The sequence below is a fragment of the Ruegeria sp. AP12 genome (assembly GCF_056540025.1).
Window position 1 is genome coordinate 1 of the sequence record NZ_JBQFVZ010000001.1, and the last position, 22801, is coordinate 22801.

Here is a 22801-nt window from a genome sequence, read left to right on the forward strand (position 1 = left end):
CGGCTCTGGCCGCGATGGAAGGCAACAACCCGGAAATCGGCGAAGAGAAAATCAAGGAACTGATGGCGGCTGTTGATGACTACATCGACACCCCTGAGCGCGCCGTTGACCAGCCGTTCCTGATGCCGATCGAAGACGTGTTCTCGATCTCGGGCCGTGGTACCGTTGTTACGGGGCGTGTCGAGCGTGGCGTGATCAACGTTGGTGACGAGATCGAAATCGTCGGCATCCGCGACACCGCGAAAACCACCTGCACCGGCGTTGAAATGTTCCGCAAGCTGCTGGACCGCGGTGAAGCCGGCGACAACATCGGCGCCCTGCTGCGTGGTGTGGACCGTGACGGCGTTGAGCGTGGCCAGGTTCTGTGTAAGCCGGGTTCGGTTACACCGCACACCAAGTTCGAAGCCGAAGCCTACATCCTGACCAAGGAAGAAGGCGGCCGTCACACTCCGTTCTTCGCGAACTACCGTCCGCAGTTCTACTTCCGTACAACTGACGTGACCGGCACCGTGACCCTGGCCGAAGGCACCGAGATGGTCATGCCCGGCGACAACGTATCGTTCGGCGTTGAGCTGATCGCACCGATCGCGATGGAAAACGGCCTGCGCTTCGCCATCCGCGAAGGCGGCCGCACCGTCGGTGCGGGTGTCGTTTCCAAAATTATTGAATAATTCGCACTTGCGAATGATCAAACGGAAAGGGCGTCCCTCGGGACGCCCTTTTTGTTTGAACGCAATGATCCCGAGACACACCAAATGTAGTGTGTCGAAGATCATCGAGTAATCGGTAGGCCAGGCTTCAGCCCGGCTCGTCGTTGAGATTGAGAAGGCCGCTCCCTAAGGGGCGGCCTTTTTTGTGGCGAGCCCTTCGCTGCGAAAGTCATCGCCGAACATTTGGCGTTAGCGCATAGTACTCAATAATACGACCGGGTTCCGCGATTCCGTAGAAAGACTGAACAGTTGATTTCGTCTTACAAAATAGATGTAATTTCATAATCTATTACTTTTCACGATTTTTGTGGGGGATTTCCCATGCCTTTGTCAAAAAATGAAATGCAGGAACTAAGACATCCTACTGAGACTCCACGCTTTTACATAACCTTGTTTGTTTTGATTCCGTTTGGTTTCGTAACGGCGCTGCTAACAGTCGCAACTTTTGGAACCATTCTTTTGCTGGTTCCGATCATCCTTTTCTCGCTGTGGTTTAGCCTTAGGTTGGCTGTCGCGCATTGGATGAACAATTTTGTCCAGGTTTCAGCGGCGTCTTTCCCTGAAGCCAACGATGCGATCAAAGAAGCGAAGGAGCTTTTTGGTTACAACCGAACGGTCGAGGCATATGTTCATGAGGATGGATCTTACAATGCATCAATCCTGTCGCTTCTCAACACCAAGATATTGCTTCTGAATTCCGAGCTTCTGAGGAACGAAAACACTAAGGACGAACTGCGATTTATTGTGGGGCGATTTGTGGGCGCATTGGCAGCTAAACATTTCCGGTTTGGCTGGTTGCAATTCTTCATTAACAGTGTGGAGAAGCTATTGATCTTCAATATTTTGCTTTTCCCCTACGAACGCGCAACCAAACTATCAGGCGACAGAATGGGATTGCGCATGATTGATGGCAACACTCGGGTCGCTGTGAGGTCCATGATGAAAATGGCTGTAGGCTCCGAGATTGCTGACCGTGTCAACATTCGCGCGTATGTCGCACAGGGAAGAAAATACAATGGGAGTTTCTTTGGCTGGTTGGCCCGTGCTTTTTCGTCTTTCCCACACCACTGCACACGTGTGTCAGAGCTTATCGTCTTCGCGAAACAAAAATACCCGAGAAGCGTTTCCGCTTCCCGTGGCCGGGCCCGAAAACGCCGTGTCAGCGGCGCACGAATGGCTACATAGCGACTGACTTTGTGACCCGGGATCCATTCGGCACAGACCCAGTCAGCCGCCGCCATAAGCTGCTGAATTAGGACAACCCACCCTCAGCCGCCGCGCGAACGGCCCGGATGTTCTCACCATAAACCTCAGGCTGATCCACTGATCCACCCTTGAACACAGCCGACCCGGCCACCAGCACATCCGCGCCAGCCGCCGCAACCAGTGGTGCGGTCTTGGGATCAACGCCACCGTCAATCTCGATATGCACAGGGCGGTCGCCGATCATCTGGCGCAGTTTGCGGACCTTGGCGGTCATGTCGATGAACTTCTGGCCACCGAACCCGGGGTTCACGGTCATGACGCAGATCAGATCGGTCAGGTCCAGAAGATGCTCGACCGCCTCGGCTGGGGTGCCGGGGTTCAGGGCGACGCCAGCCTTCATACCTGCGGCGCGGATGGCCTGCAGGGTGCGGTGGGTGTGCGGGCCGGCCTCGACGTGGGCAGTCAGGATGTCGGCACCCGCATCGGCGTAGGCCTGAATATAGGGGTCAACCGGTGTGATCATCAGATGCACGTCCATCACGGTTTTCACATGTGGGCGGAACGCCTTCACCGCCGGGGGGCCGAAGGTGAGGTTCGGCACGAAATGGCCGTCCATCACGTCGACATGTACCCAATCTGCGCCTTGGGCTTCGATGGCCTGAATCTCGGCCCCGAAATTGGCGAAATCGGCGGACAGGATCGACGGGGCGATCTTGATGGTGCGGTCAAAGCTCATGGCGGCCTCGTGTCAGCAAAAGAGTCGCGGTCGCGTATACCCGCGCCTTGCCCCGATGGGTAGCCCTAGTGGGACGTGCGGCGTTACAAAACTTTCACCGCAGTGACACATATCCGTTTACTGGCATCTGTAGCTGACCGCCAACACGAATTGGGGGTGGCACGTGCTGCGGATCGAGAAACTGACCAAGCGCTTTGGCGAGAATACAGCCGTGGACGCGGCAACGCTGGATGTGGACAAGCCGTGCATGATTGGCATCATCGGGCGTTCGGGCGCGGGCAAGTCGACCCTGTTGCGGATGATCAACCGTCTGACGGATTCGACTGAGGGTCAGATCCTGTTCAAAGGTCGCGATGTAACGCAGCTGAAAGGCCGTGAGAAACGCGCCTGGCAGGCGGATTGCGCGATGATCTTTCAGCAGTTCAACCTGGTGCCACGCATGGATGTCGTTTCCAACGTTCTGCACGGCACGTTGAACCGCCACTCGACGCTGGCGACGATGTTCAATCTGTATCCAATGGCCGAAATTCACCGCGCCATCGATATTCTGGACCGTCTGGGCATCGCCGAACATGCGCCCAAACGAGCCGAGGCGCTGTCGGGTGGACAGCAGCAGCGTGTGGCCATTGCCCGCGCCCTGATGCAGGACCCCAAGATCATTCTGGCGGATGAGCCCATCGCCTCGCTCGACCCGATGAACGCGCAGGTGGTGATGCAGGCGCTGCGCCGTATCCACGAGGAAGATGGCCGCACCGTCATCGCCAACCTGCACACGCTGGACACGGCGCGCCGCTATTGCGACCGCGTCGTGGGAATGCGTGACGGTCGCATCGTGTTCGACGGCCTGCCCGAGCAACTGACCACCGGTGTCGCCCGCGAAATCTATGGCGCTGATGCCAGCTTCTCGGAAGAGGCGACCTCGACCGAGATCGACACTCTGGACGCCACCCAGAAGGCCCTGATGGAAGCAGAAGCCACCATCTAAGCCACCCGACCCCTTTCATCGACCGGCCGATGAAAGGCCGGCACAAAAACCTGGAGAGAGACAGATGAAAAAACTGATTGCTGCCCTTGCTGCAACCACCGCCTTGGCCGCGCCGGTCCTGGCTGACGACATCAGCGAGTTCCGCATTGGTATTCTGGGCGGTGAGAACGCTCAGGACCGCTTGAACAACAACGAATGCCTGCGTGAATACACCGAAGAAACACTGGGCGTTGAAACCAAGCTGTTCGCGCCTGCCGACTATGATGGCGTGATTCAGGGCCTGCTGGGCGGCACCATCGACATGGCGTGGCTGGGCGCATCGGGTTACGCAAAAACCTATCTGAGCGACCCCGAAGCGGTCGAGCCGGTTCTGGTCAAGGTCAACACCGATGGCGGATACGGCTACTACTCGATCGGGTTTGCCCGCAAGGACAGCGGCATCACCTCGCTGGAAGACATGAAGGATAAGACCTTTGGCTTCGGCGATCCGAACTCGACCTCGGGTTACCTGATCCCGTCCATCGAAATCCCTCAGGCCACTGGTTCGACCATGGAATCGGGCGACTACTTTGGTGAAGTGAAGTTTACCGGCGGTCATGAGCAGACCATCGTGGCGGTGAACAATGGTGACGTGGACGGCGGTGTGACCTGGGCCGACGGTCTGGGTGACTGGGAAGACGGTTTCAACTCGGGTGCGCTGCGCCGCGCGGTTGATGCGGGTCTGATCGACATGAACGACATGGTCATGATCTGGCAGTCCAAGCCGATCCCGGAAGGCCCGGTTGTTCTGCGTACCGCTCTGCCTGCGGATGTGAAGGAAAAGATGACTGCGCTGATGGCGGGTCTGGCCGAAAAGGACCGTGAATGCTTCTACGGCGTTGCCGCTGGTGAGGCCAAAGCGTTCGAACCGATCACCCATGACGCTTACGAAATCATCATCGAAGCACGCAAGCTGAAGTCGAACTAAGCCTGCATCCTCCAAGATCGGGGTCCGGTACCTGCCGGGCCCCGTTTTTCCACTCAGGAGCATTCCATGACAGACCTGTCCGCAGGGCCCCCCAGCGTCGCCCAAATCCGGGCCGACTATTCCGAGATGACACGGCGCAAGCGGGTCTATGGTGGTATCCTTCTGATCCTGTTTGTGGCGCTGATGGTCGCCGGCTTTCGCACCGCGGACAGCCGCAATGCGGGCAGCTTTATCGACGGCTGGCACCGCATCTTCGATTACCCGTCCGAGGTTCTGGCCGAGGCGTGGGAGAAGATCGGGGCGATGCCCGAGAATCTGGTCACGTTCTTCCCGGCCCTGATCGAGACCATCAATATCGCCGCAGCATCGACCCTGATCGGGACCATCGCAGGAACGTTTCTGGCCCTGATGTCGACGCGGGGCATGGCGCTTTGGCCTTCGCTGATCCCGCTGTTCCGCCGCATTGCCGACATTTGTCGGGCGATACCGGAGATCGTGATCGCACTGGTCCTGATCTTTGTTCTGGGCGGTGGTCCGGTTCCGGCGATGATCGCGATTGCCATTCATACGGCTGGGGCCTTGGGCAAGCTGTTCTCGGAAGTGAATGAAAACGCCTCGCTGAAACCGGTCGAGGGGCTGCATTCGGTCGGTGCGAACTGGTCACAGCGGATGTATCTGGGTGTGATCCCGCAGGTCGGGCCGAACTATGTCAGCTATGCCCTGCTGCGGTTCGAGATCAACATCCGCGCCTCGGCCATCCTCGGCTTCGTCGGGGCCGGTGGTCTGGGCTATGAGCTGCGCAACTCGATGTCCTGGGGGCAGGGGCGCTATGACGAGGCCGCCGCCATCTTCCTTCTTCTCATTGTCACTATTGTCGTCGTGGACCAGATCTCGGGTGTGCTGCGCGACCGCTTGACCCACGGGTCGGAAAAAGGAGCTTCGGTATGAGCACCTTCGCAACCGATCTGACCGTTGTTGAACTGAAGGCCGAAGCGGACCGTCTGTTCAGCCGAAAACGTCTGGTGAATTTCGGCTTTCCGGCTTTGGTGCTGGTCTATCTTGTCTATGTGTTCTTCGCCTTCGACGTGCCGGGTTTGGCAGGGCGGGCGAACCTGGAAAACGGCAGAACTCTGGTCGCCGACAGTTATAGTTACAAAACCCATATCGAGCGGGACAATCGCACAGGTGAGGTCTCAGCCGCCATCGAAGGAGAACGCAAGGGCGCCTACCCTGATGGCGACGCGCCGGAGTGGGTGACACTGGGCGAAACGACGGTGATCGATCTGGAAGACGGTCATGTCGTGCGTTTTGGTTCGGAGACCATCGAATATGACATTCCCGGCTACGGCACCGTGCGCGCCACGCCGACCCGATCCGCCGGGGTGCAGGCCGAACTGCCGCCGGGTGATGTGCCCGACTGGATCAATGTTTCAAAGAACCGGATGGCGATCACCACGGATGCCGGTCGCCTGACCGTGACCCGGAACCGGGCCGAGGTGTTTCGGTATTTCACCGGGTGGGAGCTGTTTTGGTTCACTTTGGACAGTCCCTATTATGGCCAGTCATTCTCCGATCTCGCCGGGCGCGCTGCATCCGGCGAAGCCGGGGCGATCTTCAACGATTTCTGGACCAACAAGATGTGGCGGCACCAGGACGTGGCCTGGGCCATATTCGAAACGATCCTGATGGCGTTTCTGGGCACGTTCGGCGCGGCCATCGTGGCCCTGCCACTGGCGTTTCTGGCCACGCGCAACTTCAACCCGCTGAAATCCGTTCGGTTCGCCACACGACGTATCTTTGACTTTGTGCGCGGCGTGGACGCCTTGATCTGGACGGTTGTTCTGGCCCGCGCCTTTGGGCCCGGCCCGTTGACCGGCGCTTTGGCCATGCTGGTGACGGATACCGGCACCTTCGGCAAGATATTCTCGGAAGCGCTGGAGAATGTGGACCAGAAACAGATTGAGGGCGTGCAATCAACCGGTGCAAACGCGCCGCAGCGCTATCGCTTTGGGGTTATCCCGCAGATCACCCCTGTTTTGTTGAGCCAGCTTCTCTATTTCCTCGAATCCAACACCCGCAGCGCCACCGTGATCGGTGCGATCACGGGCGGCGGTATCGGCCTGTTGCTGACCCAAGCGATCATCACGCAGAAAGACTGGGAAGAGGTCGCCTATTACATCGTCCTGATCATCCTGATGGTGATGCTGATGGATTGGTTCTCGGGCTGGTTGCGGCGTCGCCTGATCCAGGGTGAGACTGGGAAGGCACGCAAACCGCGCAATCCCAAGCGCAAACCCTTCCTGCTGCCCTGATCTGACAACGGACGAGACAATGCCACGACTGCGCGCGGATCAGCCGTTCATCCATCCCGATTGCCAGATCAGTAACAGCCAGTTCGGGGAATATGTCGAAATCGGCGCAGGCAGCCGCCTCGCCAATACGGTCTGGGGTGACTATTCCTATTGCGACCGGACCTGTGACATTGCCAATGCCGAGATCGGAAAATTCGCCAATATCGCCAGCTTCACCCGGATCGGGGCAACGGATCACCCGATGGAGAAAGCCTCGCTGCACCATTTCCTGTACCGGTCGGCAGACTATTGGGACGGCGAAGAGGACGATGCCGAATGGTTTGCCCACCGCTCCAGCCGGACGGCGCGGATCGGCCACGACACCTGGATCGGTCATGCGGCGATCATCAAGCCCGAGGTTTCCATCGGGCATGGGGCGATCGTCGCCTCTGGTGCCGTTGTGACCAAGGATGTCGCGCCTTACACCATCGTTGGTGGCGTCACAGCGGCCCAGATACGCCGTCGGTTCTCTGACATGGTGTCCGAACGGATGCTGGCCCTGTCCTGGTGGGATTGGGACAATGCCCGTTTGCGGGCGGCCCTTCCGGACTTCCGCGCCCTGAGCGCCGAAGCCTTCCTGGAGAAGTACGAATAGGAAAAAGGCAAACTCTCCCGCGCCCGCTGGTGCATCGGCTGCGCCGATCCCCCTTGGCGGCCTTGGGCCCGGCGCCGCGCTGCGCGCGGCGCTACGCCCAACGGGATGAGGCCTCCGGCAGGAGGTCGAAGACGGGCGGGAGCCCCTTGGGTTCAATCCTCATTCAGGGTCAATGTCACACGCTCGCCGGCGAAAACGGTTCGGCCATATTCCACAGGATTGCCGTCCGGGTCGGCGTTTATGCCGATGGAAAACAAGACTGGAGCCCCTTCTGCCATACGCAAATGAAGCGCCTGTGTTGCGGTCGCCGCCCGCGCTGTCAGCCGGGTCGAAATTCGGGTGTAATCGGAAATGCCACAGGTTTGCAGGGCTTTGGTAACGGACTGCGTGTCCGAGAGGGCCTTGAGCAGATCGGGAAACCGCTCAGCCGGAAACACACTTTGAAACAGGCCGATGGGTTGCCCGTCCGCCAAAGACAACCCGTCATAGACGTGAACCGAGGCACCTTGTTCAAGCTGTAAAGCCTCGGCTTCTGCCTTATCCGCCGCACGGGTGGTCAGCGCGAGAATTTTCTTGCCGGGGATCTTGCCGCCGGCTGAGATATTCTTGTGGTAACGCACCCGCTTGCCAATGGGATAATCTGTGGGCCGCGCTGCCACAAACACGCCCGCTCCGCGCCGTGCGTGGACCAGCCCCTGATCGGCCATATCCGCCAGGGCACGCCGCACCGTATGGCGGTTGACCCCATGGGTTGCCGCCAGCTGCGCCTCGGTCGGCAGGCGATCGCCGGTTTGATACCGCCCTTCGGCGATATCCGACGTCAGGCTCAGGGCGATGCTTTTCCAGATCGGCGTTTTGCTCATGTCACCAAATATTCACAGAGTTCCGATTGCACGGCGGGCGCGCGCACGTTAATATTTGTCTAGTTGTATAGTATAGATAGACAACCCAGCCAAGAGGCTTTGATGACACATCAAACAGAAATCGCGACGGCTGCCCGGCAAGAGTGGATGGGCCTTTTGGCGCGCGCTCCGGAAGATGCGATGTTGACGCTTTGGAAGGATCTTGCGGACCGTCCCCCTTTTGAGTGGCTGCGTCGGCCCGAAACCGGCGGCGTGATGGTGCGCGGACGCGCGGGTGGAACCGGTGCGCCGTTCAACCTGGGTGAAATGACGGTGACGCGTTGCTCGGTCGTTCTGAAGGACGGCACGGTTGGGCATGGCTACGTTCAGGGACGCTCGAAACCCAAGGCCGAGGCGGCGGCGGTGATCGATGCGATGATGCAGACGGCGGCGGCGCCAACCCTGCGGTCCGAACTCCTTGATCCGCTGAAACAGCAGATGCAGGCGGCCAAGGACACGCGGGTTGCCAAAGCAGCCGCAACCAAGGTCGAGTTTTTCACGATGGTCCGGGGGGAAGATTGATGTCGGCGCAAACGCAATTCTCGGGCGGCTTCGACAACGCACCGATTCAGGCCGCCCATGCCTTTCGCGCTGCCATGACGGTGATGGCGCGCCCTGGCGAAATCCGTCCGCTGACCGGTGTCGTGCCACCCAGCCCGCTGTCCGTGGCCGCCGGAACCTTGCTTCTGACGCTATGTGACCCGGAAACCAAGCTGCATCTGGCCGGGGCTGTTGACACCGATGCTGTCCGCAACTGGCTGACTTTTCACACCGGCGCACCGCTGGTACCCGCGCCCGAGGCCGACTTTGCGGTTGGGGCGTGGGATGCGTTGGCCCCGCTTGATGTCTATCGTATCGGAACGCCGGAATACCCCGATCGCTCGGCCACTCTGATTGTCGAATGCGAGGCTCTGGAACAGGTGGGCGCCACCTTGTCCGGTCCCGGCATCAAGGATGTGGCGCATCTGTCTGTGCCCGACATCGCTGCGTTTCAGGCGAATTCGAAACTCTACCCGTTGGGGTGCGATTTCTTTCTGACCTGCGGCGAACAGGTCGCTGCCGTGCCCCGCAGTACGCAGATCAGGGCGGAGGGCTAGGTCATGTATGTCGCTGTCAAAGGGGGCGAAAAAGCCATTGAGAACGCCCATAGCTGGCTTGCCGAGGAACGGCGCGGCGCGACCGATGTGGCGGAACTCAGCCTCGACCAGATCCGGGAACAGCTGAGCCTTGCGGTCAATCGGGTCATGGCCGAAGGGTCCCTGTACGATCCTGATCTCGCCGCTTTGGCGATCAAACAGGCGCGCGGGGATCTGATCGAGGCGATCTTTCTGATCCGCGCCTATCGTACGACCTTGCCACGTTTTGGCTATTCGAACCCCGTCGATACGGGCGCGATGGCCTGCGACCGGCGTATCTCGGCCACGTTCAAGGACGCGCCGGGTGGGCAGGTTCTGGGGCCGACCTTCGACTACACTCACCGTTTGCTGGATTTCAAACTGGCTGCTGACGGCGAAGTGCCAGCCGCGCCCGAAGGCGCCGCTCGCACCCAACCAACGCCGCATATCACTGAGTTCCTTAAAGGTGAGGGGATCATTCAAGACGAACCCCTTAGCGACGAAACCCCCGGCGATCTGACACGCGAGCCGATGGAGTTTCCGTCAAACCGCCCGCTGCGTCTGCAATCCCTGACGCGCGGGGATGAAGGGTTTGTGCTGGGCATGGCCTACTCGACCCAGCGCGGTTACGCGCGCAACCACGCCTTTGTCGGCGAGTTGCGGATCGGCAAGGTCGCGGTAGAAATGGACATCCCCGAACTGGGCTTTGCCATCAACATTGGCGAGGTCGAGCTGACCGAATGCGAGACGGTCAACCAGTTCAAAGGCTCAAAAACCGAACCGCCGCAATTCACGCGCGGTTATGGGCTGGTCTTTGGTCAATCCGAGCGCAAATCGATCTCGATGGCTCTGGTCGACCGGGCGCTGCGGTGGGAGGAGTTGGGAGAGGACAATCTGGGTGCCCCCGCGCAGGACGAAGAATTTGTTCTGAGCCATGCAGACAACATTCAGGCCACAGGGTTCCTCGAACACATCAAGTTGCCGCATTACGTGGATTTTCAGTCCGAACTGGAACTGGTGCGCAAACTGCGCCGCGAGGCGGAAGAACGCATTACACCCAAGGAGGCTGCGGAATGAGATCAGTCGCCGCCACCGCCGCCGTCGCACCCACCGGCATCAAAGCCGCTACCGCCGCTCCATCCGTCAGCGCCGTGATGCCCGTGAGTTTGACCAGAATGGTGACGTTTTCGCGTGGGCAGTCGGATTTTGTAAATCACAAAGGCCAGCGCACCGAGGATAAGCACGACCTGCGCGAAAGAAATATCCAACAAAATCAATTCTCCGTTCGAAAAGCCATGAGGACTGCATCATGAGCGAATACAACTTTGCATATCTGGACGAGCAGACCAAGCGGATGATCCGCCGTGCGATCCTGAAAGGTTTGGCCGTTCCGGGCTATCAGGTGCCCTTTGCCAGCCGCGAGATGCCGATGCCCTATGGCTGGGGCACGGGCGGGGTGCAGGTCTCGGCCGCGACGCTGACGCCGGATGATACGTTCAAAGTGATTGATCAGGGGGCGGATGACACCACCAATGCCGTCTCGATCCGAAAGTTCTTTGAGAACACGGCAGGTGTTGAAACCACGGAAGAGACGGAAAAGGCGACGGTCATCCAGACCCGCCACCGCATCCCCGAGGCCAAGCTGACCGAGGATCAAATACTGGTCTATCAGGTGCCGATCCCGGAACCCTTGCGCTTTCTGGAGCCGCGAGAGACCGAAACGCGGAAGATGCACAGCCTTGAAGAATACGGGCTGATGCATGTGAAACTGTATGAAGACATCAGCCAGCACGGGGCGATTTCGACCTCATACGCTTATCCGGTGAAAGTATCCGACCGCTATGTGATGGACCCGTCGCCGATCCCGAAATTCGACAACCCCAAGCTGGAAATGGACGCGATCCAATTGTTCGGGGCCGGGCGGGAGCAGCGGATTTACGCAGTGCCGCCGCACACCAAGGTCGTCAGCCTCGATTTCGAGGATTATCCGTTTGAGGCCACCAAGGCCGATCACGCCTGCGATCTGTGCGGGGCCGAAGACAGCTATCTGGATGAGGTTATCATTGATGATGCGGGCAACCGGATGTTCGTATGCTCGGATACCGATTACTGCCACTCGCGCCGCGCGGCGGGCCGTTTGGGCCGATTGGGCGAAACACAGCCAGAATTGCAAGGAGAGATGAGATGACAGGAAGGCCTTCGATTGTTCCCTATTTCAGCTATGTCGATGCAAAGGCTGCGGTTGAGTTTTTGCAGCGTGCGTTTGGGTTGGAGGTTGTTCAGGCCTTTGATGGCGAGGACGGTCGGCTGATGCATGGCGAGATGCGATATGGCAACGGCATCATCATGATGGGCACGGTCGACGATGCCGTGCAGGTGCAGAGCCCCGGCGTTTATCTGGTCGTCGAGGATGTGGACGCCCATTTCGAAACCGCAAAGGCGGCTGGCGCCGAAATTGTTTACCCGCCCGAGGATACTGAATTCGGAACGCGCCGTTATCGGGCGCGCGATTCAGAAGGGCATGAGTGGTCGTTTGGCAGCTATCAGCCTCAGACGGTTGCTCCGGATTGGGGCGCGGAATGATGGGGCAAAACGTGCCATTGTTGAGCGTCAAGGGCATCGAGAAACGCTATGGCACGCGGATCGGCTGTGCAGATGTCAGCTTCGATCTCTACCCCGGCGAGGTGATGGGGATTGTTGGCGAGAGCGGGTCGGGGAAATCCACGCTGCTGAACTGTCTGGCCGGGCATCTGGTGCCGGATACGGGGCAGGTGATCTTTGACACCCGTGCAGATGGACCGGTGGACACAGTCACCATGTCGGATCCCGCGCGCCGGATGCTGGGTCGCACTGATTGGGCCTTTGTGCACCAGCACGCGCGCGACGGGTTGCGCATGTCGGTCAGTGCCGGGGGCAACATTGGTGAACGGCTGATGGCCGTAGGCGACCGGCACTATGGCGATATCCGGGACAAGGCGATTGACTGGCTGGGCAGGGTCGAGATCGCTGCATCTCGGGTCGATGACCGCCCGACCGCGTTTTCCGGCGGCATGCAGCAGCGGTTGCAGATTGCGCGCAATCTGGTGACGGGGCCACGGCTGGTGTTCATGGATGAGCCGACCGGGGGGCTGGACGTCTCGGTTCAGGCGCGTCTGCTGGACCTGCTGCGCGGGTTGGTCCGCGAGATGGGCCTGAGCGCGATCATCGTCACCCATGATCTGGCCGTGGTGCGCCTGCTGGCGGATCGATTGATAGTGATGAAGGACGGGCATGTGGTCGAGGCCGGGTTGACCGATCAGGTGCTGGACGATCCGCAACATGCCTATACGCAGTTGCTTGTGTCCAGCGTCCTGCAGGTTTGAGTATTTGGGAAAAGATGAAGTGATGATTGAGCTGAAGGACGTCAGCAAGAGCTTTACCCTGCACAACCAGGGCAGCGCGGTCATTCCGGTGATGGAAGGGGCTTCGCTGAAGGTGGCGCCGGGCGAATGTGTTGCCCTGACCGGGGCGTCCGGTGCTGGGAAGTCCACCTTGATGCGGGTGATCTATGGCAACTATCTGGCCGCGTCCGGTTCGGTTCTGGTTGCTGGGTTGGATGTTGCGCAGGCCGAACCGCGCGAGATTCTGGCTCTGCGGCGGGACACGCTTGGCTATGTCAGCCAGTTTCTGCGGGTTGTGCCTAGGGTACCGACGCTGGAGGTAGTGGCCGAGCCGTTATTGGCAGTTGGGTGCGATCGGCAGATGGCGTTGGACAAGGCGGCGGGATTGTTGGCGCGGCTGAACATACCGGAACGGCTATGGTCCCTGAGCCCGACGACCTTTTCCGGGGGTGAGCAGCAACGTGTGAATATCGCGCGCGGCTTCGCGCATGAGTATCCGGCGATGTTGTTGGACGAACCGACCGCCAGTCTGGATGCACAGAACCGGGAAACCGTTCTGTCCTTGATCGATGAGGCCAAGGCGCGTGGCGCGGCGATTGTTGGGATATTCCACGACGTTGATGCGCGTGATCGGGTCTGCGACCGCGCGGTGGATGTGTCCACATTCACGCCCGGACAGGCGGCATGACACTCGCCCCGGTCATAGCGGTTGTGGGTCCATCAGGCGTTGGCAAGGACAGCGTCATGGTGGCGCTGGAGGCGCGCGCGCCGGGTATTCAGCGATTGCGGCGGGTGATCACCCGGCCCGAAGGGGAAGAGGGCGAGGAGTTCGACCGTGTCTCGGTCGAGGTGTTCAAGCAGATGGTGCTGGACGGTGCCTTTGCCATGCATTGGCCGGCGCATGGGCTGCTGTATGGCGTACCAGCCGGGATCGCCGAACAGCGACAGAGTTGTCAGGCGGTGCTGGTCAATTTCTCGCGCGCTGTGCTGGTGCAGGCGCAGAAGGTGTTTGGCGATCTGATCGTGATTTCTCTGACCGCTGATGCCGAGGTGCTTGCACAGCGTCTGGCCGCGCGGGGGCGCGAAAGCGCGGCGGATCAGGCCAAGCGTCTGGGCCGGGCCAAAACGTCCCTGCCGGACGGGCTGAACCGGGTGATCGAGATCGACAACTCGGGCGCTTTGGATGACACGGTCAGCGAAATCCTTGCGCGGCTTCAGCCGGAAAGGGCGTAGCGATGGATCAGGTGAAACCGACCGTCCTGAGCCTCGCCCATCAGGGCCAGATCGTTGATCTGGAAGGGCGACGGCAGCAGCGGGGCCAGATGAACGGCCAGTGCGCTTTCGACGTCTGTCAGCGTGGCTTTGTCCAATCGCCCGCTGAGCGTGATGTGGAACCGGAACGCGTCCAGCACATAGGGATAGCCCCACTGAACAAGATTGACGTCCTGTTCCGGGGTCAGCTTTGCCGCCCGGCGGCGGGTCAGTTCCGCCTCGGACGCGGGCGCGCGAAACGTATCCAGATCCTGCACGCAGCCAGCGGCCAGAGCGTTCAGGGCATCGGTGTTCCCAACGGGGCGCAAGGCCAGAAACCGGCCCAGACGCGCGATCTCGAGCCCGTCCAGCGTGACCGGCGCGTGACGCGCGGCCAGCGCTGCGCAGGAATCGTGCAACGCGTCAACGGTTTGGCCGTCCCGCAAGCGAAAGGGCGGCTTCATCGTTGCGTGCAGCCCGTATTTGCGCGGAACCTCGGTGACGGTGGCCACGTCGATGCCGTCGACAACCGGGTGCGTAACCTGCGTTCCGGCCTCCATGTCCCAGCCCAGCCAACGGGTGGCAAATCTCGTCCATTCCGCGTCAGCGGGCGGGGCAAAATAGATTGCGTATCGCGTGAATGTCACATTGGCCTCCTAGCTACGTGGCCGTTCAATATCTCAAACTGCGTGAAGTTCAGATGACAGAAGAAATGATCCTTGCCAATGCCACGCTTGTGTTGCCCGAAGAGACCGTTACCGGCAGCGTTCGGATCGTCGGTGACACCATTGCGGAGATGGATAGGGGTACTTCGGTTCCGACGGGGGCGATCGATTGCGGCGGCGACTATGTCTGCCCCGGATTGGTGGAGTTGCACACGGACAATCTGGAACGCCATATTCAGCCGCGCCCCCGGGTGGACTGGCCGCATGCCGCCGCGATCCTTGCCCACGATGCCGAGTTGGCCAGCACCGGGATCACCACTGTCTTCGATGCCATGCGCGTGGGCTCGATCCCGTCAGGGGCCGCGCGATACGGGAAATACGCCCGTGGGCTGTCCCAAGAATTATGGGACCTGCGGGAACAGGATGCGCTGAAGATCAGCCATTTCCTGCATCTGCGGGCCGAGGTGTGCTCGGAAACGCTGGTCGAGGAACTGGATGAGTTCGGCCCCGAGGATCGGGTTGGGCTGGTGTCGATCATGGACCATACGCCGGGCCAGCGGCAGTTTCGCGATCTGTCAAAGTTCGAAGCCTATATGAAGGGCAAATACGCGATGGACGACGATACGTTTTTGCAGCATGTGGCGCAGTTGAAGGGCCTGCGCGACCAGCACGGTGACACGCACGAGGTCGAAACCGTGAAGGCCGCCCAAAGGTTCGGGGCGGTGATCGCCAGCCATGATGACACGACCGAAGATCAGGTGAAGGTTTCTGCAGGCCACGGCATTCGTCTGGCCGAATTCCCGACAACGGTCGAGGCCGCGCGCGCCTGTCATGACCACGGCATCAAGGTGATGATGGGGGCGCCGAACATCATACGTGGCGGCTCTCATTCCGGGAATGTGGCGGCCGAGGAACTGGCCCGGCTGGGTCATCTGGACATCATGTCGTCGGACTATGTGCCGTCGGCCCTGTTGCTGTCGGCAGTGCGTCTGGGTGAGATGTGGGGCGACATGGCACGCGGTCTCAGGACCGTCACTTTGGCCCCGGCGCAAGCCGCAGGGTTGCACGACCGGGGAGAACTGCGCAGCGGCGCGCGTGCCGACCTGATCCGGTTTCAGATGCGGGGCGATGTTCCGGCCTTGAAGGCGGTCTGGTCGCGTGGGCAACGCGTGGCCTGATCAGGCCAGATAGAACAGGTACCGGTCCGGTGCAATGGTTTCGGGCCCTTCGATCTGATCGAAGCCCACCAGTGGCTGGCCCGAGATCAGCAACCCTCCGGGCTGCATCACCTGCGCGATCAACGGGCTGAGGCGGGCAGCTTCGGCCACGTCCTCTTCCTTGATCCCACGTCCGAAATCATAATGCGCCATGGCCATCTTGTGGCCTTCACGGGCCAGCCTTTCCAGCATCGGCTCGGCCTCGCCTTGCAGGAAATCCTGTTCGGGCGGGGTGCTGTCGGGGTGGCATTGCAAAACCCGGTCCATCACCCAGATGCGCCGGTTGGGCAGGATCTCTCGCAGGTGGTCATAGGTGCGCCCGTTGCCCAGGCCCATGTCCAGCACATCGCCGTCCTTATCCGCGATCCGGGATGCAGCCCAGTTCAGCCCGTCGCGCTGGGCTGTCAGGCGACGCAGCATGGAATCCAATCGGCTCATCAGGGGAACTCCGTTCTTCAGGTCTTGGGGGCGGTCCACGCCTGTGCGGGGCCGTCCAGTAGTTTCGTCAGCAGGGCCTCGGTGAAGGCCCAGATGTTCGGGTCGTGGACAAGGTGGTGGGTCAGCACTCCGAACGGTTCAGCATTGTCTGCCCGTCCATTGCGGCGATCCTTGAGAAAGTCCACGACCTGCAAGATCAAAACATCCGGAGCAACCAGCCCGCGTGTTCCACGCCAGTCAATGGGATCGAGATGAGTGTTGATCTGCTCCAGCCCCGGGGCGGCCATCGCAGCCCTGCGCGGCGTTGCCGTGGACAGGATGCGAAAGCCAAGCGCGGGCAGTTGCGCAACGGTTTCATCGCCGATCCTGTTCCAAGGGGGGACAAACATCGGTCGCAGCCGATCACCGAACATCTCTGTCATACGGGTAAGCCCCGCTTTTGCATCGGCGACAACCGCATCCAATGGTCGATGTGCCCTAAACTCGGACTTCTTTTCCCCCTCGGGCGCGTGGTTCTGATGCGCCCATCCGTGGACAACGGGGATCAATGCCGGATGCTGTTCGACATATCCCGCAAGTTTTGCATCCGCATCCCGGGGGATCACAGCCAGATGGACAGTCAAGCCCAACCGCTGGGACAGGTCGGTTAGCCTGTCCAATTGCGGTGTAAGCGTCGTCGCATCATCGTCCCGCCACCACAGGGGCAGGGTCAGGTCGCCCTCGCGCCACAGGGCCAGTTCGGCGTCCAGCGGGCTCCAGTCGGGGTTCATGGCCGTTGCTCCCACAAGTGTTTGGCGATCTTGACGCTGCGCTGTGCGCCGTCAAACCCTGCGCGTTCGGGCTTTCGCCGCCCGTCGGAAATCACGCGTTCAACCCGCTGGGCCAACGCAGACCCGGTCAGGTCCTGACTGTGCAGCAGCTCGATCGCGGGCAAACCCGAGAGACTCTGACCGCGCAGCCCCTGTTCGACTTCCTTGCCATCGTCAAAGGGCACAAACACCGCAGGCGTACCACATTGCAGGATATCCAAAGCGGTGTTGTAGCCGCACATGCTGACCGAGGCCGCGGCATGGGGCAGCATTTGTCGGAAATCCGGGCGCACGGGTTCCAGTGTCACCGGTGCCCCATCAACGTACCCGGACAGCTCGGCAATGCGGTCCTTTGCGTCCCGCCCGCCCACCAACAGGCGCCAGCGCCTGTTGGGCATCTTTCGGGCGGCCTCGATGGCCGCGCGAAAGATCGGCTCGCCGACAGATCCGCCGCCTGTGCTGACTAAAACTTCGTCCCGTCCCACGGCGTCTGGATGCGGGCTTGGAGCTTCTGGTGCGACAAACCCCGTATAATGCAGCCGTTTTGCAAGGTGCTCCGACACCGGCCAACTGACCGAAAGCGGGGTGATGTTTTCATCAGAATGCACCAGCACACCGTCATAATAACGTTGCACAATCTCATCGGCGCGTTCGGCCTTCGCGGGTTTCGAGGGCGGTGCCAGAATGTCCCGGATCGAACAAAGAATGATGGGCCGCGATTCCAGTGCGTGTGCGGCTTCCAGACCCGCTTCAAACTCGGCGGCCAGCACACGGCGGCCAAAGGGGAAAAGCTCGGTGATCAGAACCTGGGGCTGAAAGCTGTGTATCGCCTGAACCAAACCGGTGCTCCGCGCAGTCAGATACCCTGCATCGGCGACCTCGCCGGTCTCTGTCAGAAGGCGCGTGAAATTTGTCCCGTCCGAGCGCAACGGCGGCAGGCCAAGCAGGGTCATGCCGTCCGTGTTCAATTGCGGCGCGGGCATACCGCCCGACACAACCAGCACCTGCTGCCCATCGTCCACAAAGGCGCGGCCCAATGTCAGCGCGCGGCTCAGATGACCTGTGCCCAGCAGATGGGTGACGACGATCATCACTCTCATTGCGTCACTCCGCGAAGGATCAGGCGCACAGGGTCAGGTTCGGCGGTCAGGTCAGGCATCTCAACGATATAAAGCCGATTGCGTTTGATCTTGAAAGGCGCGGGGCCTTCAAAATTCCAACCCCAGGCGCGGGCGAGGATCACCCGCATGATGCCGATATGGCAGACCGCGACCGTGTCCCGCTGCAACCCAGACAGCCATGGTTGCAAGCGACGCCAGACCTCGGCGGGGCTTTCGCCATTGGGCGGGCGGTAGTCCCAGCCCCAGTCTTCGATATGGCGATAGCCGCTTTTGGGGTCTTCAATCAGATCGACGCCGCGCAGCCCCTCCCATTCGCCCCAGTTCATCTCGGTCAGGGCCGGAGATGTATGCGGAATGCGACCCGATACCAACTGCGCCGTCTCGTGGGCGCGGGTCAATGGGCTGGACCAGATGTCAGCCTGCTGCCAGCCCGACGGAAGATCGTAGCCCGCCAATTCAGCCCGCGCGTCATCATCAAGGGAAATATCGCTGCGCCCTTGTATCTGCCCGGCGCGGTTCCAGCTTGTGTGTCCGTGTCGCAAGAGGGCCAGTCTGGTCATGCCGATGCCTCCACCAACGGGCGCACCGTTGACCAGAATATTTCGGTCGCGCGCGGCATCAGGTGATGCGCCGCCACATGCGCCCGCGCGTCGGCACCAAGGGTTCGGCGTCTGGCGGGGTCATCCAGCAGCGCCTGAAGATTCATGGCAAATCCCGGTACCCCGGCGTCCACGGATGGGTAATCCGACGGACAGAGAACATCCCGAACCCCCGGCCGATCCTGCGCCACAACGGGCAGGCCGGCTGCCTGCGCTTCGAGGTAGACCATCCCATAGGCCTCATTCACGCCGGGCCAGACGAACAGGCTGGCGGCTTGGTAGGCGGTTTGCAGAGCGTCCCGATCCAGTTGACCCAAGAAGGTGACGCGATCCGCAAAGGGTGCCATCAGGGTCTCGACCTCGGGGCGGGCGGGGCCGTCCCCTGCGATGTTGAGGTGCCATTCGCCGGTCAGATGCGCCAAGGCTTCGGCGAGAATGGTGTACGAGGCCAGCTTGTCCCCGTGGCGCATCATCCCGACGCTCAGCATCGGGCCGTCCGCGGTGCCGCTTGGCGGCAGGTCGGAGATCGGCAAAAAGGGTGGCAACTCAACCAAAGCCTGATTGTTGCAGCGGTCGCGCTGCAGGGTGATCAGGTCATTTGCCGTGTGATAGAAAATCACCTGCGCCCCATCGCAGGCCGCGTGCGCCGCCCGGGCGAAGCCCGACCAGGGACCGGTCAGGCGGCTGGAGGCGCGGGTGCTTTCCAACTGAACATAAGGAATGCCGCGCGCCTTTGATACGGCAGGGCCCAACAGATCGGGGGCCTTGTAGTAGTTGTGATAGGTCACCCAAAGATCGACGTCCGACGGCAACCGGGAAATCAACCGCTGCGCCTCGGCCTCAGACGCCAAACGCAGCGATTGCTGATGTGCCGCGTCTCCGGTTTTGTCATAGATGCGCAGGTCCGAGATCAGATCGACCCGGTCCCCTTGCGCCGAAATGGCCTGCATCAGGTTGCGGGCCATTTCCCGGTCGCCCGAAGGTTTTGGGCTGTCGGGGGACTTCATCGGCGCATAGAACGCGACGCGCGCCATCAGGCGGCATCCGTGCACAAAGCGCTCAGCCGTTCCGACAATCGAGCGATGCCCGGGTCCATCCGAAACTCGGCAAGCAAACGATCATAAGCGGCTTGGGCCATCTGGGCAGTTGTCGCTGGCTGCGCCGCCATCTGGGCCATCGCCTCGGCCAAAGCCGCCGGGTCGTCCTGGGACAGAACGCCATGCGTTCCGGTTTCGATAAACTCGGGAATCGCGGAAACGGGCGTCGAAAGAATCGGCAGTTTTTGCGAGGCCGCTTCCATCAGGACATTCGGCAACCCGTCCCGGTCTCCGTCATCGGCAATTCGGCTGGGCAGCACGAACAGGTCCGCATCCCGCATCGCCGCAATCACCTCGGGCTGATCACATGCGCCTTTCCAGGTGATGCGGTGCGCAACACCCGCAGCCTTTGCCTGTTCCTGCAGCGCCTGCCCCATACCACCGCCGCCGATATGTGTCCAATGCCAGTCCAGTGTCTTGGGCAGCAGGGCGAAGGCCGCGATCAGACGGTCAAAGCCCTTTTTCTCGACCAGCCGCCCGACCGAGATCATGTGAAACGGCCCATTCGCATCGCGCAACGCGCGCTCGGGCGGGGATGGAAAGCGGCCGAGGTCCAGCCCGTGGTAAATCAGATCGACCCGATCCGGGGTATCCGCCAAACCGCGCAGGTGTTGCGCCCCGATGTCGGTGCAGGTGGCCCCGAAGGCTGCGCCATGGGTCGCTGCCTGCAGCTTTTCGCGTTTCTCCCAGTCCGGCGAGGTCCAGATATCCTTGGCGTGGGCAGAAAAGCTCCATGGAACGCCGCGCATGATGGACGCGTAGCGCGCGACCGATGACGGAGTGTGCATGAAATGCGCATAAAGCGCCCGTGTGTCGCCGGGCAGTTCCGCAGCCAGAACGCAGGCCTGCCCAAAGCGGCGGATGCGGTTGTGGGTGGGATCACGACGCAGGTCTTGCCGCCATACCCGGTATGCCTCGGCATAGCCCGGAAGGCTTTGTGCAATCGCGCGTGCGGACCAGACCCGCTGGGGTTCCTGATACAGATATTCGGGCAGGTAGTGCACGCGACCGGTAAAGCGGTCATGCAGCGGATGGCGTTTGGTGTCCGTCGGGTGGCGCAGTGACCAGATGTCAAACGTGTGGCCCGCGTCCTGAAGGGCGACCAGTTCCTGCGCGATGAACGTCTCGGACAGGCGCGGCCAGCCTTTGACCAGCACCGCCAGCTTCGGCGTATTTGCACTCATCCGGTGGCCCGTTCCTGTTCGCCGGTCAGCAGGGTTTCGATCCGGTCGGTCACGTAATCCAGACCGTCAAGCAGGCCAGCCTGGATCGTCTCAGACGGCAACGGCTGTTGCGGCAGTGCACGAATGGCCTGAATCATTGCATCAGGCGTCAGGCCATCGCGGGTTTCGTCCAGCATTCGGACAAGACCCAACCCCTCGGCCTGCGAGGCGCGGATCCACTGTTCCAGACGCGGTGTGGTACGCGGAACAATGACGGCGCGCTTGTCGAAGGACAGAACCTCGCAAAAGGTGTTGTAGCCCCCCATGCAGACCACACCGGCAGCACCGGCAAACAGGGTTTCGATCTGGGATTCGAAACCCACAGCCGTCACCCGACCATTCAGCGCCGCCACGCGGGCTTCAAAATCCTCGCGCAGTTCGCCGGACAGGAATGGCCCATAGACCAGAACGGCACGGGGCGACAGATTGGGGTCTTGTTCGTAGGCAGACAGAACCAGATTGACCATGGCCTTGCCATCGCCGCCCCCACCGGGGGTGATCAGGATATAGGGCTGTTCAGGCGGTTCACCGACAGGGCCAAGGTCACGCCGCAGATAGCCGGTCCAATGAATGCGGGACTGCGTTGCAGGGTTCAGAGGCAACCCAGCGGTCGGGTCGTAGATCGAGCGCAGGCCATAAACCCAGATCTCGTCATAAAACCGCTCGGTCGCGGTAACGGCGTCTTTCCGGTCCCATTCGGCGGCCAGCACCTCGGGCTCGTCCAGCACATCGCGCAGACCAAGGACCAGCTTGGTGCCGCAGTTGTTTTCCAGATATTCCAGCGTCGGCAACAATTCGCCGCGAAACCCGGTGGGTTCCTTATCGACGATCAGCATGTCCGGATCGAATTGCTGCACGGCTGTCTGGATCAGACCCGCGCGCAGCTCGGTCACTTCATCGATTCCCATGCCGATAGTGCGCGCGGCATAAGATCCGTCGGCGCGCTTGGTCACGCCGGGCAGGCGCACATGGTCGACGCGGCGGGGAAAAGTGAACCGCCCGGCCACGGGCGAGCCGGTCAGGATCAGCGCCGATGCGGTTGGGTCTGCCTGCGTTGCCGCCGCCGCCAATGCGCGCGAGCGTCGCAGATGACCCAAACCAAAGGTATCATGGCTGTAAAACAGGATGCGCGGCGCGCGACCGGATTTAAGAGTGTTTGTGCCGAGGCTCATATTGGTGCCTGTTTTTCTGGTCTTGGTGCAGGATCCGCGCGTTCGCACCAGTTATCTTATATTGTTAAGCCTTGCTTGCCAAAGGCGGAAAGGCCCAATCGCAAATGCGCGAGGCATTGCGAATTGGCAACAGAAGAATGTTGTATCGCGGGCATATTTCTCCGGGGTTTGGCATTGTTAGCGGAATGGTCGAAAAAACGGCCAGTTGGGCAGCGCCTGAGCGCAATACAGGTCATATTCAATTTTTGCGAAGTTGAAAATA

27 protein-coding genes are annotated in these 22801 nt (G+C 60.8%); 17 read left to right on the forward strand and 10 right to left on the reverse strand.

Annotated elements, in window-relative coordinates:
• A partial coding sequence (locus ACR0E6_RS00005) for an EF-Tu C-terminal domain-related protein (RefSeq protein WP_480579957.1) occupies positions 1-671 on the forward strand: 671 nt, incomplete at its 5' end.
• Between the two features lie 360 nt (positions 672-1031).
• Positions 1032-1895: a M48 family metallopeptidase gene (locus ACR0E6_RS00010; protein ID WP_170454561.1), complete on the forward strand. Its 864-nt coding sequence runs from the start codon at positions 1032-1034 to the stop codon at positions 1893-1895.
• 67 nt (positions 1896-1962) lie between these two features.
• On the opposite strand, the gene rpe is transcribed toward ACR0E6_RS00010, so the two are convergent.
• Positions 1963-2652 carry a ribulose-phosphate 3-epimerase gene (rpe, locus tag ACR0E6_RS00015; RefSeq protein ID WP_170632700.1) on the reverse strand — a complete coding sequence of 230 codons (690 nt, stop codon included), beginning with the start codon at positions 2650-2652 and terminating at the stop codon, positions 1963-1965.
• Between the two features lie 163 nt (positions 2653-2815).
• Between rpe and phnC the strand changes: the two genes are divergently transcribed.
• From phnC to ACR0E6_RS00040, 5 genes are all read left to right on the forward strand, one after another.
• On the forward strand, positions 2816-3637 hold the full coding sequence (gene phnC, locus ACR0E6_RS00020; protein WP_170520349.1) for a phosphonate ABC transporter ATP-binding protein: 822 nt from the start codon (positions 2816-2818) through the stop codon (positions 3635-3637).
• 64 nt (positions 3638-3701) lie between these two features.
• A complete protein-coding gene (phnD, locus tag ACR0E6_RS00025) occupies positions 3702-4604 on the forward strand; it encodes a phosphonate ABC transporter substrate-binding protein (protein ID WP_170454555.1) in 903 nt (300 codons plus the stop codon).
• A 66-nt stretch (positions 4605-4670) separates the two neighbouring features.
• Positions 4671-5552, forward strand: coding sequence for a phosphonate ABC transporter, permease protein PhnE (gene phnE, locus ACR0E6_RS00030; protein WP_480579960.1), 882 nt, complete (start codon positions 4671-4673; stop codon positions 5550-5552).
• Complete coding sequence (gene phnE / locus ACR0E6_RS00035) at positions 5549-6916, forward strand: phosphonate ABC transporter, permease protein PhnE (RefSeq protein WP_480579962.1); 1368 nt, start codon at positions 5549-5551, stop codon at positions 6914-6916. Before phnE (ACR0E6_RS00030) ends, phnE (ACR0E6_RS00035) begins: the two co-directional genes overlap by 4 nt.
• Positions 6917-6935: 19 nt before the next feature.
• Positions 6936-7550 carry an LbetaH domain-containing protein gene (locus ACR0E6_RS00040; RefSeq protein ID WP_480579965.1) on the forward strand — a complete coding sequence of 205 codons (615 nt, stop codon included), beginning with the start codon at positions 6936-6938 and terminating at the stop codon, positions 7548-7550.
• A 152-nt stretch (positions 7551-7702) separates the two neighbouring features.
• Here the strand turns inward: ACR0E6_RS00040 and phnF are convergent, their stop codons facing one another.
• Positions 7703-8413 carry a phosphonate metabolism transcriptional regulator PhnF gene (gene phnF, locus ACR0E6_RS00045; protein ID WP_480579968.1) on the reverse strand — a complete coding sequence of 237 codons (711 nt, stop codon included), beginning with the start codon at positions 8411-8413 and terminating at the stop codon, positions 7703-7705.
• Positions 8414-8515: 102 nt separating this feature from the next.
• On the opposite strand from phnF, the gene phnG reads away from it, so the two are divergent.
• The 9 genes from phnG to ACR0E6_RS00090 are packed head-to-tail and all read left to right on the forward strand — an operon-like array spanning position 8516 to position 14180.
• Positions 8516-8974, forward strand: coding sequence for a phosphonate C-P lyase system protein PhnG (gene phnG, locus ACR0E6_RS00050; RefSeq protein WP_480579971.1), 459 nt, complete (start codon positions 8516-8518; stop codon positions 8972-8974).
• The gene (gene phnH, locus ACR0E6_RS00055) at positions 8974-9549 is read left to right on the forward strand and encodes a phosphonate C-P lyase system protein PhnH (protein WP_480579973.1); all 576 of its coding nucleotides are present in this window, start codon (positions 8974-8976) and stop codon (positions 9547-9549) included. Before phnG ends, phnH begins: the two co-directional genes overlap by 1 nt.
• A 3-nt stretch (positions 9550-9552) precedes the next feature.
• Positions 9553-10644, forward strand: coding sequence for a carbon-phosphorus lyase complex subunit (locus ACR0E6_RS00060; protein ID WP_480579976.1), 1092 nt, complete (start codon positions 9553-9555; stop codon positions 10642-10644).
• Positions 10641-10880, forward strand: a complete 240-nt coding sequence (locus ACR0E6_RS00065) for a hypothetical protein (RefSeq protein WP_480579979.1) — start codon at positions 10641-10643, stop codon at positions 10878-10880. Before ACR0E6_RS00060 ends, ACR0E6_RS00065 begins: the two co-directional genes overlap by 4 nt.
• The gene (locus tag ACR0E6_RS00070; protein WP_480579982.1) at positions 10877-11755 is read left to right on the forward strand and encodes an alpha-D-ribose 1-methylphosphonate 5-phosphate C-P-lyase PhnJ; all 879 of its coding nucleotides are present in this window, start codon (positions 10877-10879) and stop codon (positions 11753-11755) included. The genes ACR0E6_RS00065 and ACR0E6_RS00070 overlap by 4 nt, the downstream gene beginning before the upstream one ends.
• Positions 11752-12150 carry a VOC family protein gene (locus ACR0E6_RS00075; RefSeq protein ID WP_480579985.1) on the forward strand — a complete coding sequence of 133 codons (399 nt, stop codon included), beginning with the start codon at positions 11752-11754 and terminating at the stop codon, positions 12148-12150. The genes ACR0E6_RS00070 and ACR0E6_RS00075 overlap by 4 nt, the downstream gene beginning before the upstream one ends.
• Positions 12150-12929, forward strand: a complete 780-nt coding sequence (gene phnK, locus ACR0E6_RS00080; protein WP_480582170.1) for a phosphonate C-P lyase system protein PhnK — start codon at positions 12150-12152, stop codon at positions 12927-12929. Before ACR0E6_RS00075 ends, phnK begins: the two co-directional genes overlap by 1 nt.
• A 22-nt stretch (positions 12930-12951) precedes the next feature.
• Positions 12952-13635 carry a phosphonate C-P lyase system protein PhnL gene (phnL, locus tag ACR0E6_RS00085; protein ID WP_480579988.1) on the forward strand — a complete coding sequence of 228 codons (684 nt, stop codon included), beginning with the start codon at positions 12952-12954 and terminating at the stop codon, positions 13633-13635.
• Positions 13632-14180 carry an AAA family ATPase gene (locus ACR0E6_RS00090; protein WP_480579991.1) on the forward strand — a complete coding sequence of 183 codons (549 nt, stop codon included), beginning with the start codon at positions 13632-13634 and terminating at the stop codon, positions 14178-14180. The genes phnL and ACR0E6_RS00090 overlap by 4 nt, the downstream gene beginning before the upstream one ends.
• Here ACR0E6_RS00090 and ACR0E6_RS00095 read toward each other — a convergent pair.
• Positions 14162-14845, reverse strand: a complete 684-nt coding sequence (locus tag ACR0E6_RS00095; protein ID WP_480579994.1) for a DUF1045 domain-containing protein — start codon at positions 14843-14845, stop codon at positions 14162-14164. The genes ACR0E6_RS00090 and ACR0E6_RS00095 overlap by 19 nt on opposite strands.
• 53 nt (positions 14846-14898) lie before the next feature.
• On the opposite strand from ACR0E6_RS00095, the gene ACR0E6_RS00100 reads away from it, so the two are divergent.
• The gene (locus tag ACR0E6_RS00100; protein WP_480579997.1) at positions 14899-16041 is read left to right on the forward strand and encodes an alpha-D-ribose 1-methylphosphonate 5-triphosphate diphosphatase; all 1143 of its coding nucleotides are present in this window, start codon (positions 14899-14901) and stop codon (positions 16039-16041) included.
• Here ACR0E6_RS00100 and ACR0E6_RS00105 read toward each other — a convergent pair whose 3' ends face one another.
• From ACR0E6_RS00105 to ACR0E6_RS00135, 7 genes are read right to left on the reverse strand one after another with little or no spacing between them, the layout of a single operon-like run.
• Positions 16042-16518 carry a class I SAM-dependent methyltransferase gene (locus ACR0E6_RS00105; protein WP_170454521.1) on the reverse strand — a complete coding sequence of 159 codons (477 nt, stop codon included), beginning with the start codon at positions 16516-16518 and terminating at the stop codon, positions 16042-16044.
• 17 nt (positions 16519-16535) lie between these two features.
• Positions 16536-17288, reverse strand: a complete 753-nt coding sequence (locus ACR0E6_RS00110) for a polysaccharide deacetylase family protein (protein WP_480580000.1) — start codon at positions 17286-17288, stop codon at positions 16536-16538.
• A complete protein-coding gene (locus ACR0E6_RS00115) occupies positions 17285-18427 on the reverse strand; it encodes a glycosyltransferase family protein (protein ID WP_480580003.1) in 1143 nt (380 codons plus the stop codon). Before ACR0E6_RS00115 ends, ACR0E6_RS00110 begins: the two co-directional genes overlap by 4 nt.
• Positions 18424-19008: a histidine phosphatase family protein gene (locus tag ACR0E6_RS00120; RefSeq protein ID WP_480580006.1), complete on the reverse strand. Its 585-nt coding sequence runs from the start codon at positions 19006-19008 to the stop codon at positions 18424-18426. Before ACR0E6_RS00120 ends, ACR0E6_RS00115 begins: the two co-directional genes overlap by 4 nt.
• Positions 19005-20081 (reverse strand): glycosyltransferase family 4 protein, encoded by a 1077-nt coding sequence (locus tag ACR0E6_RS00125; RefSeq protein ID WP_480580009.1) that lies wholly within the window; start codon positions 20079-20081, stop codon positions 19005-19007. Before ACR0E6_RS00125 ends, ACR0E6_RS00120 begins: the two co-directional genes overlap by 4 nt.
• The gene (locus ACR0E6_RS00130; protein ID WP_480580012.1) at positions 20081-21328 is read right to left on the reverse strand and encodes a glycosyltransferase; all 1248 of its coding nucleotides are present in this window, start codon (positions 21326-21328) and stop codon (positions 20081-20083) included. Before ACR0E6_RS00130 ends, ACR0E6_RS00125 begins: the two co-directional genes overlap by 1 nt.
• Entirely contained in the window at positions 21325-22539 is a 1215-nt protein-coding gene (locus ACR0E6_RS00135) for a glycosyltransferase (RefSeq protein WP_170520394.1), read from the reverse strand. The genes ACR0E6_RS00130 and ACR0E6_RS00135 overlap by 4 nt, the downstream gene beginning before the upstream one ends.
• Positions 22540-22801 lie beyond the last annotated feature (262 nt).